This is a genomic window from Arthrobacter sp. TJ-240, assembly GCF_058269195.1.
Genome location: NZ_JBZCNG010000003.1, coordinates 258,715 through 273,332 on the forward strand (window position 1 = coordinate 258,715; position 14,618 = coordinate 273,332).

A 14,618-nucleotide genomic window follows, 5' to 3' on the forward strand; every position below is an offset into this window, starting at 1 on the left:
GGCCCGAGGAGATGCCCGGCGGGCACACCGCGAGGCGTGTCCCTTCGACAGGATCGTCCGCATCACCAGGATGAGCCCGATCTGATGTCTCCAGTATGGGCGCATCCGGGCCGCCCGGAGCCCATGATCTTCACCACGTGCGCACGCCAGGAACGGATGAACCCCGGAGAGGAGCACATGGCCCGGAACCCCTGTCGAACCTCCTCCTCGCCCAATGCACTTCAAGTGCACTATGCTGCACTTATGGATGAGAACGCGACAGGACTTGCAACAGCGATCGGCGAACGGGTGCGGCTCGAACGTCAGGGCCGGCGCTGGACACTCGATCAGCTCGCCGACGCAGCCGGCGTGAGCCGTCGCATGGTCGTCAACGTCGAGCAGGGCGCCGTGAATCCGAGCGTGGGCACACTGCTGAGAATCAGCGACGCCCTCGGCGTCGGCCTGCCCGCACTGGTCGAACCCCCACGGTCCCGGTCGCTGGCCGTCACGCGTAACGGCGACGGCGCCGCACTGTGGACGGGAGAACTCGGGGGTCGGGGGACTCTGGTCGCCGGCACGCAGTCACCCGACGTCGTGGAGCTGTGGGACTGGATCCTCGAACCCGGCGACCACCATGCGAGCGAGGCCCACGCGGCCGGGACGAAGGAACTCCTGCACGTCCGGTCCGGCAGCGTCACGGTCTCCGTCGGGGAGGACACGGTCTCCCTGACGGAGGGGGACGCGATGACGTTCCCCGGAGATGTGGCGCACTCCTACAGCAACCGGGGTGCAGAGGCGGTCAGATTCTCCCTCGCCGTCTTCGAACCGGGTGTCGGATCCGCCCGTCAGGAGGTGTCCCATGCGTGACGCCGCTCCCCTGCGCGACTTCCTCGACACCGCCCGGGTCGACGACGCCGTCCTCACGCTGCGCCCTGACTACCGGGCGCTGCTGATCGCCGTCGACGGACTCGTCCCGGGACCGGGCGACGCGAAGAGCGAGGCACTGCTGCAGGCGGCCGAAGCCGCGATCCTCGCCGTGGACCGGCCGGTGGCCGACCTGCCGGCCGTGGCGGCATGGCGTGAGGCGTACCAGGCCTTCGGTGCCAGACCGAACCGCACCCGCAACAGCCTCGAAGCCCTCCTGCGCCGCGGCCCCTCGGGCCTGCCGCGCGTCAACCGGCTGACCGACATCTACAACGCCGTCTCCGTGCTACACCTGATCCCGCTCGGCGGCGAGGACCTCGGCCGATACCGTGGCGCTCCCGCCCTCGTCCGTGCCACCGGAGAGGAGGTCTTCGACACCTCGAGCAACGGCGAGCCCGTCGTCGAGCACCCCGAGCCGGGCGAGGTCGTCTGGCGCGATGACGAGGGCGTCACCTGCCGCCGCTGGAACTGGCGCCAGGGCCGCCGCACCCGGCTGACCGACGACACCACGACGGCGCTGTTCATCCTCGACGCCCTCGCACCCAGCACCGACGACGACCTCACCGCGGCCGCCGACGACCTCGCGGGCCACCTGCTCCGTCTCGGACCGGACGTCACCGTCGCCCGCCGCGTCCTCGGCCGCCGGCAGACCGACCCGACCGGGAGCACCCCGTGACCGGGGCGGCACGCACGGTACCGCCGTGGGGGTTCGCTGTCACCGCGATGCTGTCGGTGCAGCTGGGCTCGGCACTCTCGGTGGGTCTCATCGCCGAGGTGGGTGCTGCCGGTACCGCATGGCTCCGACTGACGATGGGCGCAGTGATCTTCCTGATCATCGCCCGACCACCCCTGTCCCGGATCCGGCGGACCGATGTGCCCGTGCTGCTCGGGCTGGGCGTCACCACCGGACTCATGACGGTCGGTTTCCTCTCCGCGCTCGAGCACATCCCACTCGGAACGGCTGTCGCCATCGAGTTCCTCGGTCCGCTCACCGTCGCGGCCCTCCGCAGCCACTCCCTGCCGGCGCTGGCCTGGCCCGGCCTCGCGCTGTGCGGGGTGGTGCTCCTCACCGAGCCGTGGCACGGTGAGGTGAATCTGGAGGGCGTCCTGTACGCGGCACTCGCCGCCGTGGGCTGGGGGGTCTACATCATGCTGACGCAGCGCATCGGCGACCGTTTCACCGGGATCTCCTCGCTGTCCCTGACGATTCCCGTCGCCGCCATCACCGCCGCCGTCGTCGGCATCCCGCAGGCGGCAGGGCACGTGACCCTTCCCATCCTCGGGGCCGCGGCCGGCCTCGCCCTCCTGCTTCCGGTCCTGCCCTTCGCGCTCGAGATGCTGGCGCTGCGGCGGATGACGGCTGCCGCGTTCGGGACGCTCATGGCGCTGGAACCCGCCCTGGGTCTCCTGCTGGGGCTGGTGATCCTCCACCAGCAACCATCCCCGTTCCAGGTCCTCGGGATCCTCCTCGTGGTCCTGGCCGGCGCGGGCGCGCAACGCCGCGGCCGCCGGCCTGCCCCCGTCGAGACCGCGGCACGGAGCTGACGCGAGCGCCGCCCGCTAGATTGGTGGGATGGGCAGGATGACGGTCAGGCCGACGACGGAGGGCGACTGGCGTGAGGCCGGGGACCTCCGGCTCGGAAGGATCAGGGACATGCCCCAGGCTTTCGCCCCGGAACAGCGCGGGCTGATGATGGTCCGGGCCCTTCCGCAGGTCATCCCGCCGCACCCCGCCCGCGAGGCGGACTTCTGGCGGACCCCCGGCGATGGGTAGCGCCGGCGCTGTTCCCCCGTGGCCCCTGCTCGCCCCGACCCACGGCCGCGTCGAGTTGCGGCAGTTCCGCCGGGACGACGCCGATGCTGCCAGGGAGCTCTCACAGGATCCGTACGTGCCGATGATCGGCACCCTCCCTCCCCGTGCCACGGCCGGGCAGGCCGGATTGTGGGTGGAGCGGCAGAGGGCACGCCACGCGGAGGGTGCGGGATTCTCCTTCGCCGTCGTCGATACCGCCCAGGGGCGGTGCGTGGGCTTCGTGGGCCTCTGGTTACGGGAGTCCGGAGCGGGTCGCGCGACGGTCGGCTACGCGATCGCCCCGTCCTTTCGCGGCCGAGGCCTTGCCGCCGACGCCGTGCGGGCGGTGACCGGGTTCGCCTGGTCCCTTCCGGCGATCCACCGGATCGAGCTCTTCATCGAGCCGTGGAACACGGCATCCGTCAGGACCGCGGAGCGGGCCGGCTACGTCTGCGAGGGTCTGCTGAGGTCCCACCAGGAGATCGGCGGCGAGCGACGGGACATGCTGCTGTATGCCAGTGTCCGCGAGCGGACCACGCCGGCCCCACCCGACAGCGCTCGGGCATCCGCCACGGCCACCGGACCATGAGCCGCCGGACCATAGGCCGCCGGGCCTGCCTGCGGAAGCCGAACACTGCCCGGTACCCCGGTGGACCCCCGCGCGGTGCTTTCCTAGGATGGGAGGATGGCTGATATCAACGAAGAGTTCCCCACCCTCGACGATCTCAATCCCGACAACGACGCCCTGCCCCGCCCCTCACGCCGGACCCACGGGAAGTCCGACGACCATGTCGACGACGATGCCCTCGCCCTCGCCACCGAGCGGGAGGAAGTGGCCGTGGGCCTCAAGGACTACGTGTCCGAGGACGTGCCGCCCGCGACGGATCCCCTGCCCGAGGAGTCGTCACCCGACGCTGACCTCGCCCAGCGGGGGCTGCTGCGCGACCCCGACGAGTAGCAGCCGGGCCCCGGGGACACGACAGTGGCGGACACGACAGTGGCGGACACGACAGCGGCGGACGACGGGTCCGACGACTCCAGGTCGGCGAGCATGCCCCCGGGATTCTCCATCGCATCCGCGACGAAGCGCAGGAAGCCTCCGGCCGTGCCGCCGTCGCACACGCGGTGGTCGAAGGCGAGCGTCAGCTCGGTCACCTTCCGCACCGCGAGCTGACCGTCGACCACCCACGGACGGTCGATGATCCGGCCCATGCCGAGGATCGCCGACTCCGGGTAGTTGATGATCGCCGCACTGCCGTCCACGCCGAAGACCCCGTAGTTGTTCAGCGTGAAGGTGCCGGAGGACAGGTCCGACGGCGTCGCCCTGCCACTGCGGGCGAGGGTGGCCAGGCGGCGGATCTCGGCGTCGAGCTCGCGCGCCGACAGCGTGTCCGCCCGGCGCACGCTGGGGACCACGAGCCCCCGGTCGGTCTGCGCGGCGATGCCGAGGTTGACGCCCTCGACGTGCACGATCTCCAGGCTGCCGTCGTCCCGCGTGGCGATCCTGGTGTTCAGTTCCGGGTAGCGGGCGAGACCGGCGACGACGAAGCGTGCCACGAAGGCCAGCATGCCGGGTACGGCCTCGGGCGTCCTCCGCTTCATCCCCTCCCGCAGCTCGACGAGGGCCGTCACGTCCACGTCCACCCACACGGTCGCTTCCGGGATCTCGCGCCGGCTGCGGGACATCGCGTCGGCGATCGTCCGGCGCACACCGCGGAGGGGGGTACGGTCGAGGACCGCGAGCCCTGATCGGGGGTCGACAGTGTCGACAGTGTCTACAGGGTCGGCCGGTCGGCCGGCTGCCTGCGTGCCGCTGCCTTCGGGGCTCCCGTCCGACGGCGACTGCCCGGCGGCAGGCGACGTCCTGGGTTCCGCGACGGCCTGCTCGACGTCGCGGCGCAGGATCAGCCCCTTCTCCCCCGATCCGCGGATGTCGTCGAGGCGCAGACCGTGGTCGCGGGCGAGTTTGCGGACGAGCGGCGACACGCACAGGGGCGCGGCGGCCGGAGCGTCAGCCGATGCCGTGGCCCGCTCGACTCCAGGCGCGTCGATCGGCCGGGACGCACCGGCCACCCCGGGCACGGAGGGAGCGGCCTGAGCAGTGGCCGGAGCAGTGTCACGTGTAGTGGCCGGAGCAGTGTCATGTGCAAGGGCAGGCGCATCGGCGTCCACCGGCGTCGCTCCCGAGCGGGGTGGCGCTCCCCGCCGAGGGCGCCGCCGCCCGCCCGCGAGCGCGCCGGGCGTCCCGTAACCGATCAGGACGTTGCCGGAACCCTCGGCCTCGGCCGGTCCCTCGCCGCCGCCCTGCGTGGCCGCCGTGGGTACACCGGCATCCCCGCGCAGTGCCGCTGCCGCCGCAGCGACAGACGACGCTTCAGTAGCAGACGGCGATCCAGCGCCGGACGACGCTTCAGTAGCAGACCGCGATCCAGCGACAGCCGCCGGGTTCCCCTGGGCCGTCGGGGCGGAGACTGCAGCGGGAGCGCCGGACACGGGGCCTCCGGCTGCGGGCTCGACGCCCTCCGGTCGGACGGACAGGAACGGTGCCCCGACGTCGAGCACCTCGCCCGGCCGACCGTGCAGCACGGCGACGGTGCCGGCGAAGGGCGACGGCACCTCGACCACGGACTTGGCGGTCTCCACCTCGGCGACGGGCTGGTCGACGACGATGGTGTCACCCTCGGCCACGAGCCAGGACACGAGCTCCGCCTCTGTGAGGCCTTCACCGAGGTCGGGCAGGCCGAACACGAGGAGCCCCGACGCGATGGTCGGCACGCTCACGGCCGATCCTCCCACTGGAGGGCGTCGACGGCGTCGAGGATGCGGTCGACGCTCGGCAGGTAGAAGTGCTCCAGCTTCGGCGACGGGTAGGGGATGTCGAAGCCGGTCACGCGGAGCACCGGTGCGGCGAGCGAGTGGAAGCAGCGTTCCTGCACGCGGGCCACGATCTCGGACGCCACCGACGCGAAGCCGGGGGCCTCGGCCACGACGACGGCGCGGCCGGTCCTCCGGACACTCGCACAGACGGTCTCGTCGTCGAACGGGACGATGGAGCGCAGATCGATGACCTCGATCGAACGGCCCTCCTCGGCAGCCGCCGCAGCTGCGGCGAGCGCGGTGGGGACGGACGGCCCGTAGGTGATGAGGGTCGCGTCGGTGCCCGGGCGGGCGACGACGGCGCGGCCGATGCGCCGCGGCGCCTGGCCGTCGTCGAAGGTGCGGCGGAGCTCGGCGAGATCCACCTCCTCCTTCGACCAGTACAGCTTCTTGGGCTCGAGGAACACCACGGGATCGGGAGAGGCGATGGCCTCGCGCAGCATGAAGTAGGCGTCGCGGACCGTGGCCGGGGCGAGCACCGTCAGGCCGGGCGTGTGGGCGTAGTAGGCCTCGGAGGAGTCGCAGTGGTGCTCCACCCCGCCGATCCCACCGGCATACGGGATACGGATGACGATCGGCAGGCGCACCTTGCCCTTCGTCCGGTTCGGCATCTTCGCGACGTGGCTGACCACCTGTTCGAAGGCCGGGTAGGCGAACGCGTCGAACTGCATCTCGACGACGGGCTTCATGCCGTTCATCGCCATGCCCACGGCCATGCCCATGATGCCGGCCTCGGCGAGCGGCGTGTCGAAGCAGCGCTCCTCACCGAAGCGGGCGGTGAGGCCGTCGGTGATGCGGAAGACGCCACCCAGCGTGCCGACGTCCTCGCCGAACATCAGGACGGCAGCGTCGGCCTGCATCGCGTCGGCGAGCGCGGCGTTGAGGGCCTTCGCGAACGTCGTGGCCCGGGGAGCGGGGCGCGCACCGGTCCCGGGACTGCCGTCGGTGCCCGGCGCAGGAGCGCCGAGTGCTGTCTGCGTCATCGCTGGTCCCCTCCCGTCGAACCGTCGGTCCCGGCCGCTGCCGCGTCCCGAGCCAGTTCCTCGCGCAACAGCGCAGCCTGCTCACGCAGCTGCGACGTCTTCTCCGTATAGACGTATTCGAAGAGTTCTGCCGGGTTCACGTCGACCTCCGTATTGAGTCCGCTGCGGATCGCCGCGGCGACAGCGTCCGCCTCGTCGGCGAGCACCCGCTCGCCCTCCTCCGTCAGCAGGTCCAGTGCCCGCAGGTAGGAGCGCATCCGCGCGATCGGGTCCCTCGGCACCCAGCGCTCGACGTCCTCGGCGGAACGGTAGCGGGTGGCGTCGTCGGCGTTGGTGTGCGCCTGCATGCGGTAGGTGTGTGCCTCGACCAGCGAGGGCCCGCCACCGTCGCGCGCCCTGTCCACCGCGGCGCCGAGCACGGCGAGGAGTGCCGCGAGGTCGTTGCCGTCCACACGCTCGCCCGGCATGCCGTAGCCGATGGCCTTGTGCGCCAGGGAGGGAGCCACCGTCTGGTTCTTCAGCGGTACCGAGATCGCGAACTCGTTGTTCTGGATGAAGAAGACCACGGGGACGTGGAAGACGGCGGCGAAGTTCAGGGCCTCGTGGAAGTCCCCCTCGCTCGTCGCACCGTCGCCGCACATCGCCAGGGCCACGGTGGACTCGCCGCGCAGCTTCGCGGCATGGGCGACGCCGACCGCGTGCAACAGTTGCGTGGCGAGCGGCGTGGCCTGGGTGGCGACACGGTGCTGGTACGGGTCGTAGCCCGCGTGCCAGTCCCCGCGCAGCAGGGTGAGCACCTCGAGGGGGTCGACGCCGCGCGTGATGACGGCGACCGTGTCGCGGTAAGTGGGGAACAGCCAGTCCTCCCCGCCCAGCACGACGGCGGCCGCGACCTGGCACGCCTCCTGCCCGTGCGACGACGGGTAGACCGCGAGACGCCCCTGGCGCACGAGCGCATTGGCCTGGTCGTTGATGCGGCGCCCTGTGACCAGGCGAGCGTAGGCATCCAGCATCCGCTCGCCGTCCGGCATCGGGTAGCGCTCGTCGTCGGTCGGCTGCCCGTCCTGGTCGACCAGCTGCACGGGCTCGGCCGAGGGAAGCAGTGCGTGCGCCGACGGTGTTCCGCCGGGCGCTCCGCCCATCAGGCTTCCACGTCCCTTGTTCGTTGCCGTACTCATTCCGCCTCCATCACGCGCCGCAGGAGCGGCGCCTCTTCCAGCTGGGAGCGGTAGCTCCGGCGCTGGATGCTGTGTAGATCAAGTATGGTCAGCGGCCTCTTTTGTATCCACGAAGTTGCAGGACTCTGGATGATGACGATCGATAGGCGGTATTCTTTGGACGAATTGGCAGTGTGAGCTGGATTACGCGAAGGAGCGTTGACACGTGGCGGACGGAACCCTCGACGACGTCGACCGGAAGATCCTCGCCGAGCTGACGAGGGACGGCCGGCAGTCCGTCACCTCCGTGGCCGAGCGGGTGCATATCTCCCGCGCGCACGCTTACTCGCGCATCGCGAGGCTCACCGAGGACGGGGTCCTGACGCGCTTCACCGCGATCATCGACCCGACGAAGGCCGGCCTGCGGTCCTCCGCCTACGTGACCCTGAAGGTGCGGCAGCACTCGTGGCGGGAGCTCAGGGAGAAGCTCCGGAACGTCCCGGAGATCCACCACATCGCGCTCGTGGGCGGTGACTTCGACGTGATCCTCCTGGTACGGGCCGAGGACAACGTGGGACTGCGGCGCGTGATCTTCGACCAGCTCCAGTCGATGCCGGGAGTGCTTGACACCCAGACCTTCCTCGTCTTCGAGGACCTGGACACGCGCTGAAACCCCCCGGTCGGGGAGCACCGCGTACTTCCCTGCGGGCCCTGCGGAGCTGGAGGTCCTCCCCACGCCCCGGTCTCGGCCCGGGAATGGCGGACCGCGCCATCGCGTTCACCAGAACATGCAAAGCTATGGAACTGGGCCGGCACAGACCATGCCGGAGAGGGTCGGGCTCGTGGTGGTGGCGGCAGGGGTGAGCACGCCGTCGTCCAGCAGGCTGCTGGCCGACCTGCTCGCCGACGAGGTAGCGGCCGCCCTCGCCCCGGCCGGCACGCAGGTGGACCCCACGGTGATCGAGCTCCGCGACCTGTTCGGCGACATCGCCGCGGCCTTCACCGGCCCGGTCAGCGCCCGCCTCGAAGAAGCCCTCGCGACGGTGGGTGCCGCCGACGCGCTCGTGGTCGTCACGCCTGTCTTCGCAGCTTCCTACAGCGGGATGTTCAAGGCGTTCATCGACCTGCTCGATCCCACGGCGATCACCGGGACCCCGACGATCATCGGCGCGACGGGCGGCAGCCTCCGCCACGCGCTGGTGCTGGATCATGCGCTGCGACCGCTGTTCTCCTACCTGCGCACACCAGTGGTGCCGACGGCCGTCTTCGCGACGGCGTCCGACTGGGCGGTCGAGGCGGATGCGCTGGCCCTGCACGAGCGTGCACGCCGAGCGGCGGACGAACTCGCGCGGGCCCTGGGCAGCAGCGCGGCACTCGCGCTCGCGGGCTGATGCCCCGGACCGGGTCCTGACCCGGTCGCCGTCGACCGGCCCGGGAAGTATCGCTGCGCGCACACGGGCGGGATGGACGACCCGCAGCGTCCGCCGGACACCGGACGCTGCGGAGCCTGCCGTCCGTCAGTGGAAACGCGGCGGCCGCTTCTCCCTGAACGCCTCCAGGCCCTCGCGGTAGTCGTCCGAGGTACCGAGCACGCCCTGGACGTCGTTCTCCCCCCGGATGGCATCCCACAGGCCGAGGCGCTCGTCCCGGATCCGGCCGACGAGCTGCTTCGAGGCGACGAACGCCTGCAGCGGACCGCTCGCAGCGCGCACGGCCTTCGACCGCGTGAAGTCGACCAGGTCCGCGGCGGGGACGGCCCGGCTGAACAATCCTCCCGCGACGGCCTCGGCACCGCTCATGAGGTCGCCCGTGTACATGAGGTCGAGGGCGCGGTGCGGGCCCAGCCGCTCGGTGAACAGCCAGTGCCCGCCCGAGTCGAGGACGAGCCCGAGGTTCGCGAAGGGCGAGCCGATCTTCGCGTCCTCCGCCACGTACACGACGTCCGTCGCGAGGAGCAGGCCGAGTCCGACGCCGAGGCACGCCCCCTGGGCGGCGGCGAAGGTCGGCGCGGGGAAGTCCGCCATCGTCCGCAGCAGGGGCGTCAGCGCGGCATCGAGGAAGCCGTAGGCGTCGTCGGATCCCGGGTCGATGGAGCCGAGGTCCCGTCCGGCGCAGAACGCCCGACCCTCGCCGCGCAGCACGAGGGCCCGGACGGTCCCCTCGCGGACACCGGCAGCCGCTTCGGCGTACACCGAAGCGAGATCGGTGAGCGCCTGCTCGTCCATGGCGTTGAGCCGGTACGGGGCGGCCAGGACCACCTCGGCGATACCGTCCGCGATGCCCAGCCGGACCATGCCGGTGGCAGCATCGGTGCTCGACGACGCCGGGATCTCGGATTGTGCGGACATGGGCGCTCCTAGGCGTCGTAGTCGACCGCGACGGCGTCGCTGGTCGGGTGGGCCTGGCAGGTGAGGACGAAGCCGGCCGCCACCTCGTCGGGTTCCAGGGCGTAGTTCTCCTCCATCGCCACGGACCCCTCGACGACCTTCGCACGGCAGGTCCCGCACACTCCCCCGGCGCAGGCGAACGGCACGTCCGGGCGCACCCGCAGCGCGGCGTTGAGGATCGATTCGCGCGCATGCGTCGGGCTCTGCACGGACCCCTGGAGGCCGTCGAGGTTGAAGGAGATGGTGTAGTTCTCACCGGCGGCGTCGGCCACGACCGGCCGGCCGATGCTTCCTTCGGGCCGGGCCGGCTCACCGGTGGTGAACAGCTCGAACCGTACCGAGTCCGCGGGTACGCCCCGCGCGGCCAGGAAGTCCCGGCACAGCTGCACGAGCTCGAACGGTCCGCAGAGGAACCACTCGTCCACGCGGTCGGTCGCGATGACCGTGCCGAGCAGCTGCTCGAGCTTCCCGGCGTCGATCCGGCCCGAGAGCAGCGGCGAGATGCGCTGCTCGCGGGACAGGACGTGGTGCACGGCGAAACGGGAGGGGTAGCGGTCCTTCAGGTCCGCGAGCTCCTCCAGGAACATGACGTCCATGGCGGCCCGGTTGGCGTAGACGAGGTCGAACCGGACGTTCGGGCCACCCGCGAGCATGGCCCGGGCGATCGAGATGACCGGGGTGATGCCGGACCCGGCAGCGACGGCGACGAAGGAGACGGCCTGCTGCCCCGGCGTCGTGCGGGACGTGAACTGGCCGAGCGGGCTCATCACGTCGAGGGTGTCCCCGGCCTTCAGGGACTCGTTGGCCCAGGTGGAGAAGACCCCGCCGAGATCTCGCTTGACCGCGACCCGCAGTTCACCGGGACGCGGATCGGCGCAGATCGAGTAGCTCCGCCGCACCTCCTTCGGCTCGCCGTCGATCTCGAGCGTGGTGCGCAGCGCGACGTACTGCCCGGGGAGGTAGTCGTACTTGTCCTGCAGGTCGGCGGGTACGTCGAGCGTGACCTCGACGGCGTCCTCCGTGAGGCGACGGACGCTGCGGACGGTGAGGCTGTGGAAGGCGCTGCGCCGTTTGGTCGAGGGGGCGAGGACGACGGCCATCAGTGCACCTTGAAGTAGTCGAAGGGTTCCCTGCAGGCGTTGCAGACGTAGAGCGCCTTGCAGGAGGTGGAGCCGAACCGCGTCATCTCGCGGGTGTCCAGGGAGGAGCACTGGGGGCACTTGACGCTGAGCCCGATCCGCACGGGACCGGCGGCGGCCTTCCCCGTGGGCGGGGCGATGCCGTACTCGGCGAGCTTGGCCTTGCCGTCGTCGCTCATCCAGTCGGTGGTCCAGGCCGGCGAGAGCGTGAGCCGGACGGCGACGTCGTCGTACCCCGCGCGGTGGAGTGCCGCCGTCACGTCGTCGCGGATGGCGTCCATCGCGGGGCAGCCCGAGTAGGTGGGGGTGATGGTCACCCGGACCTGTCCCGACTCCGTCACGCGGGCGTCGCGGAGGATGCCCAGGTCCTCGATGGTGAGCACGGGGATCTCCGGGTCGCAGACGGTGGCCGCGACGTCCCAGACGGCGGCGTGGGTCCCGGCCACGGGGCGCAGGTCGGCGACCATCACCACGACGCTCCCGGATGCTCGCGGGCGAGGACCTGCATCTCGGCGAGGATGTAGCCGAGGTGCTCGCTGTGGCGGCCGAGGCGTCCCCCGCCGACGGCGCCGGGCACGGCAGGGAGCTCGAGTTCGGCCTCGCCGAGGACGGCCTGCATCGCTGCATCGAACGGCGTCCTGAGGCTGCTGGGGCGCACGCCGGCGTCGCCGAGCCCGTCGATGAGCGGGTAGTCGGCGAACAGCTCCTCGACGTAGGGCCAGGTGAGCGTGAGCCCGGCGATCATGCGCCGGCGCGACTCCTCGGTGCCGAGCGCGAGCCGGAGCACCCACTGGATGCTGTGGTCGCGGTGGTAGTCGACCTCCTTGACGGCCTTCGCTGCGATCGCGGCGAGCGTCGGGTCGGTGGACTCGGTGAGCCGCGAGTACAACTCCCACTGGTAGAGGGCGACGACGAGCTGCCGCGCGATGGTCCGCGCGAAGTCGCCGTTGGGCTGCTCGACGAGGTGCACGGAGCGGAACTCGGGCTCCCGCCGGAAGTAGGCGAGGTCGTCCTCGGTCCTGTCCCAGGCCCGCCCGGCGTAGGTCAGGAAGGACCGGGCGTGGCCGATCTGGTCGAGGGCGATGTTCGCGAGGGCGACGTCCTCCTCGAGCTCGGGAGCGCGGGAGATCCACCAGCCGAGGCGCTGCGCCAGGATCAGGGCGTCGTCGCCCAGCCCCAGCGCGTACTGCGCGACGGCGTCGGCGGGTCGGGTCTCGAGCAGCGCGATGTCCTCGGGGCGCAGCGCGTTGCCCGGGGTGATGCGGGTGGCGCTGGCGTTGGCCTCGCTCACAGGTGCTTCACCCCCTCGCTCTTCGTGTAGTACGTGGCATGCCGGTAGTCCTTGCCCTGCGGCGATTCGAAGAAGGTGTCCTTCGCATCGGGGTCGCTGGTGACGATGGACGACGCCGGGACCACCCAGAGGCTCACGCCCTCGTTGCGCCGCGTGTAGAGGTCCCGCGCATTGCGGACGGCCATCTCGGCGTCGGGTGCATGCAGTGATCCCGCGTGGACGTGCGAGAGGCCGCGCGAGGACCGCACGAAGACCTCCCAGAGCGGCCAGGCGGCGCGTGCCTCCTGCGGGCCCGTGGACGGTGCCGTCGCGCCGTCGTCACCCGTCGTCGATCCACCGGTCACCCTAGGCCGCCTTCGCCGTCGCGACGGCACGCTTCGCGGCGTAGGCTGCCGCGGCCTCGCGCACCCAGGCGCCCTCCTCGTGGGCCTCACGACGCCGCTCGATGCGCTGCGCGTTGCAGGGGCCGCGGCCGGCGAGGACCTCCTTGAACTCGTTCCAGTCCAGCGGCCCGTGCTTCCAGCGTCCGGTCTCCTCGTCGTAGCGGACGTCCTCGTCCGGCAGCTCGAGTCCGAGGACCCTGATCTGCTCGACCACCATGCCGACGAAGCGCGAGCGCAGCTCGTCGTTCGAGAAGCGCTTGATCTTCCACTCCATCGACTTCTGCGAGTTCGGCGACTCCTCGTCCGGCGGGCCGAACATCATGAGCGACGGCGCGTACCAGCGGTCCACGGCGTCCTGCGCCATGGCGCGCTGCTCGGGGGTGCCGCTGGCGAGCTCGAGCAGGATCTCAAAGCCCTGCCGCTGATGGAAGGACTCCTCCTTGCAGATGCGGACCATCGCGCGCCCGTAGGGTCCGTAGGAGGCACGGCAGAGCGGCACCTGGTTGCAGATCGCGGCGCCGTCGACGAGCCAGCCGATCGCACCGATGTCCGCCCACGTCAGGACGGGGTAGTTGAAGATGCTCGAGTAGCGGGCCTTGCCGGCGATCAGGTCCTCGGTCATCCTGTCGCGGGGCGTTCCGAGGGTCTCCGCGGCCGAGTAGAGGTACAGGCCGTGGCCCGCCTCGTCCTGCACCTTGGCCATGAGGACGGCCTTGCGCTTGAGGGACGGCGCCCGCGTGATCCAGTTGGCCTCGGGCTGCATGCCGATGATCTCGGAGTGCGCATGCTGGGAGATCTGGCGGGTCAGCGCCCTGCGGTAGTCCGCCGGCATCCAGTCGCGGGGCTCGATCCGGGAGTCCCGGGCGATGAGTTCGTCGAAGAGCCGCTCGCCGTCGGCGTCGTGGTCCGCACGGCCCTCCGTGGTCGTCACTGTCGTCGTCATGGTGCCTGGCTCCCTCGTCTCGGCCTCCGGTTTATTTACCGACCGTTCGTTCAGTATAGGGAGGGCTTCCGGGGAGGGTCAACGGCCGGCCGACCGAACGGTCGTGCAAAAATAACAGCATGACCGTTGCCGAGCCCACACCGCCCCCCACCCGCCGCGGGCGCCCGGGCTACGATCAGCAGTCGGTCCTCGCCGTCGCGGTCACTGCCTTCAACCGTCACGGCTACGAGGCGACGTCGATGGGGATGCTGGCCGAGGAGCTCGGCATCAGCAAGTCGGCCATCTACCACCACGTCCCCTCGAAGGGCGACCTGCTGCGGCTGGCCCTCGATCACGCGCTCGGCGGGCTCGAGGCGGTGCTCTCCGCCCCCGGGGCGGCCGCCGGCGCCGCGGACACGCGCCTGGAGTTCGTGCTGCGCGGGACCATCGCGGTGCTGACCGAACGGCTCCCTTTCGTCACGCTGCTCCTGCGGCTGCGGGGCAACACGGAGGTGGAGCGTGAGGCACTCGAGCGCCGGCGCACGTTCGACCGCGAGGTGGCCGCGCTGGTGGACGCCGCGCGCCACGAGGGTTCCATCCGCAGCGACATCGACCCCCGCACCACCACGCGCCTGATCTTCGGCACCATCAACTCGATCGTCGAGTGGTACCGGCCGGGCGGACCGCTGACGGCCGGGAAACTGGCCGACGACGTCATCGTCATGGTGTTCGACGGGCTCCACCGCCGCTGATGCCCCTTCCCACCGGCCCTGACCGGACGGCG

Annotated in this window: 18 protein-coding genes; 9 read left to right on the forward strand and 9 right to left on the reverse strand. The window is 71.2% G+C overall.

Going from position 1 to position 14,618, the window contains the following annotated elements; translation table 11 throughout:
- The first annotated feature begins 243 nt into the window (after window positions 1–243).
- From AC4D2C_RS09490 to AC4D2C_RS09515, 6 genes are all read left to right on the forward strand, one after another.
- The gene (locus AC4D2C_RS09490) at window positions 244–846 is read left to right on the forward strand and encodes a helix-turn-helix domain-containing protein (protein WP_490914379.1); all 603 of its coding nucleotides are present in this window, start codon (window positions 244–246) and stop codon (window positions 844–846) included.
- Window positions 839–1,579: a B3/B4 domain-containing protein gene (locus AC4D2C_RS09495; protein WP_490914381.1), complete on the forward strand. Its 741-nt coding sequence runs from the start codon at window positions 839–841 to the stop codon at window positions 1,577–1,579. Before AC4D2C_RS09490 ends, AC4D2C_RS09495 begins: the two co-directional genes overlap by 8 nt.
- A gap of 47 nt (window positions 1,580–1,626) precedes the next feature.
- Window positions 1,627–2,448, forward strand: a complete 822-nt coding sequence (locus AC4D2C_RS09500; RefSeq protein ID WP_490914803.1) for an EamA family transporter — start codon at window positions 1,627–1,629, stop codon at window positions 2,446–2,448.
- A gap of 28 nt (window positions 2,449–2,476) precedes the next feature.
- On the forward strand, window positions 2,477–2,677 hold the full coding sequence (locus AC4D2C_RS09505; protein WP_490914383.1) for a hypothetical protein: 201 nt from the start codon (window positions 2,477–2,479) through the stop codon (window positions 2,675–2,677).
- Entirely contained in the window at window positions 2,670–3,284 is a 615-nt protein-coding gene (locus tag AC4D2C_RS09510; RefSeq protein WP_490914385.1) for a GNAT family N-acetyltransferase, read from the forward strand. Before AC4D2C_RS09505 ends, AC4D2C_RS09510 begins: the two co-directional genes overlap by 8 nt.
- A gap of 96 nt (window positions 3,285–3,380) precedes the next feature.
- Window positions 3,381–3,653, forward strand: a complete 273-nt coding sequence (locus AC4D2C_RS09515) for a hypothetical protein (protein WP_490914387.1) — start codon at window positions 3,381–3,383, stop codon at window positions 3,651–3,653.
- Here the strand turns inward: AC4D2C_RS09515 and AC4D2C_RS09520 are convergent.
- From AC4D2C_RS09520 to pdhA, 3 genes are read right to left on the reverse strand one after another with little or no spacing between them, the layout of a single operon-like run.
- On the reverse strand, window positions 3,548–5,476 hold the full coding sequence (locus tag AC4D2C_RS09520; protein ID WP_490914389.1) for a dihydrolipoamide acetyltransferase family protein: 1,929 nt from the start codon (window positions 5,474–5,476) through the stop codon (window positions 3,548–3,550). The genes AC4D2C_RS09515 and AC4D2C_RS09520 overlap by 106 nt on opposite strands.
- Window positions 5,473–6,555 carry an alpha-ketoacid dehydrogenase subunit beta gene (locus AC4D2C_RS09525; RefSeq protein WP_490914391.1) on the reverse strand — a complete coding sequence of 361 codons (1,083 nt, stop codon included), beginning with the start codon at window positions 6,553–6,555 and terminating at the stop codon, window positions 5,473–5,475. Before AC4D2C_RS09525 ends, AC4D2C_RS09520 begins: the two co-directional genes overlap by 4 nt.
- Window positions 6,552–7,733 carry a pyruvate dehydrogenase (acetyl-transferring) E1 component subunit alpha gene (pdhA, locus tag AC4D2C_RS09530; protein WP_490914392.1) on the reverse strand — a complete coding sequence of 394 codons (1,182 nt, stop codon included), beginning with the start codon at window positions 7,731–7,733 and terminating at the stop codon, window positions 6,552–6,554. Before pdhA ends, AC4D2C_RS09525 begins: the two co-directional genes overlap by 4 nt.
- A 205-nt stretch (window positions 7,734–7,938) precedes the next feature.
- On the opposite strand from pdhA, the gene AC4D2C_RS09535 reads away from it, so the two are divergent.
- Entirely contained in the window at window positions 7,939–8,382 is a 444-nt protein-coding gene (locus AC4D2C_RS09535; RefSeq protein WP_334210860.1) for an Lrp/AsnC family transcriptional regulator, read from the forward strand.
- Window positions 8,383–8,533: 151 nt separating this feature from the next.
- Window positions 8,534–9,103 (forward strand): CE1759 family FMN reductase, encoded by a 570-nt coding sequence (locus AC4D2C_RS09540; protein ID WP_490914394.1) that lies wholly within the window; start codon window positions 8,534–8,536, stop codon window positions 9,101–9,103.
- Window positions 9,104–9,229: 126 nt separating this feature from the next.
- Here AC4D2C_RS09540 and AC4D2C_RS09545 read toward each other — a convergent pair whose 3' ends face one another.
- From AC4D2C_RS09545 to paaA, 6 genes are all read right to left on the reverse strand, one after another.
- Complete coding sequence (locus tag AC4D2C_RS09545; RefSeq protein WP_490914805.1) at window positions 9,230–10,006, reverse strand: enoyl-CoA hydratase/isomerase family protein; 777 nt, start codon at window positions 10,004–10,006, stop codon at window positions 9,230–9,232.
- Window positions 10,007–10,068: 62 nt separating this feature from the next.
- Entirely contained in the window at window positions 10,069–11,199 is a 1,131-nt protein-coding gene (gene paaE / locus AC4D2C_RS09550) for a 1,2-phenylacetyl-CoA epoxidase subunit PaaE (RefSeq protein WP_490914396.1), read from the reverse strand.
- Window positions 11,199–11,705 carry a 1,2-phenylacetyl-CoA epoxidase subunit PaaD gene (gene paaD / locus AC4D2C_RS09555; RefSeq protein ID WP_490914397.1) on the reverse strand — a complete coding sequence of 169 codons (507 nt, stop codon included), beginning with the start codon at window positions 11,703–11,705 and terminating at the stop codon, window positions 11,199–11,201. Before paaD ends, paaE begins: the two co-directional genes overlap by 1 nt.
- Entirely contained in the window at window positions 11,705–12,529 is an 825-nt protein-coding gene (gene paaC, locus AC4D2C_RS09560) for a 1,2-phenylacetyl-CoA epoxidase subunit PaaC (protein ID WP_490914399.1), read from the reverse strand. The genes paaD and paaC overlap by 1 nt, the downstream gene beginning before the upstream one ends.
- Window positions 12,526–12,873: a 1,2-phenylacetyl-CoA epoxidase subunit PaaB gene (gene paaB, locus AC4D2C_RS09565; RefSeq protein WP_490906921.1), complete on the reverse strand. Its 348-nt coding sequence runs from the start codon at window positions 12,871–12,873 to the stop codon at window positions 12,526–12,528. Before paaB ends, paaC begins: the two co-directional genes overlap by 4 nt.
- Before the next feature lies 1 nt (window position 12,874).
- Window positions 12,875–13,855 (reverse strand): 1,2-phenylacetyl-CoA epoxidase subunit PaaA, encoded by a 981-nt coding sequence (gene paaA, locus AC4D2C_RS09570; RefSeq protein WP_490914401.1) that lies wholly within the window; start codon window positions 13,853–13,855, stop codon window positions 12,875–12,877.
- Window positions 13,856–13,974: 119 nt separating this feature from the next.
- Here paaA and AC4D2C_RS09575 point away from each other — a divergent pair, with 119 nt between their 5' ends.
- Window positions 13,975–14,586 carry a TetR/AcrR family transcriptional regulator gene (locus AC4D2C_RS09575; RefSeq protein WP_490914403.1) on the forward strand — a complete coding sequence of 204 codons (612 nt, stop codon included), beginning with the start codon at window positions 13,975–13,977 and terminating at the stop codon, window positions 14,584–14,586.
- Window positions 14,587–14,618 lie beyond the last annotated feature (32 nt).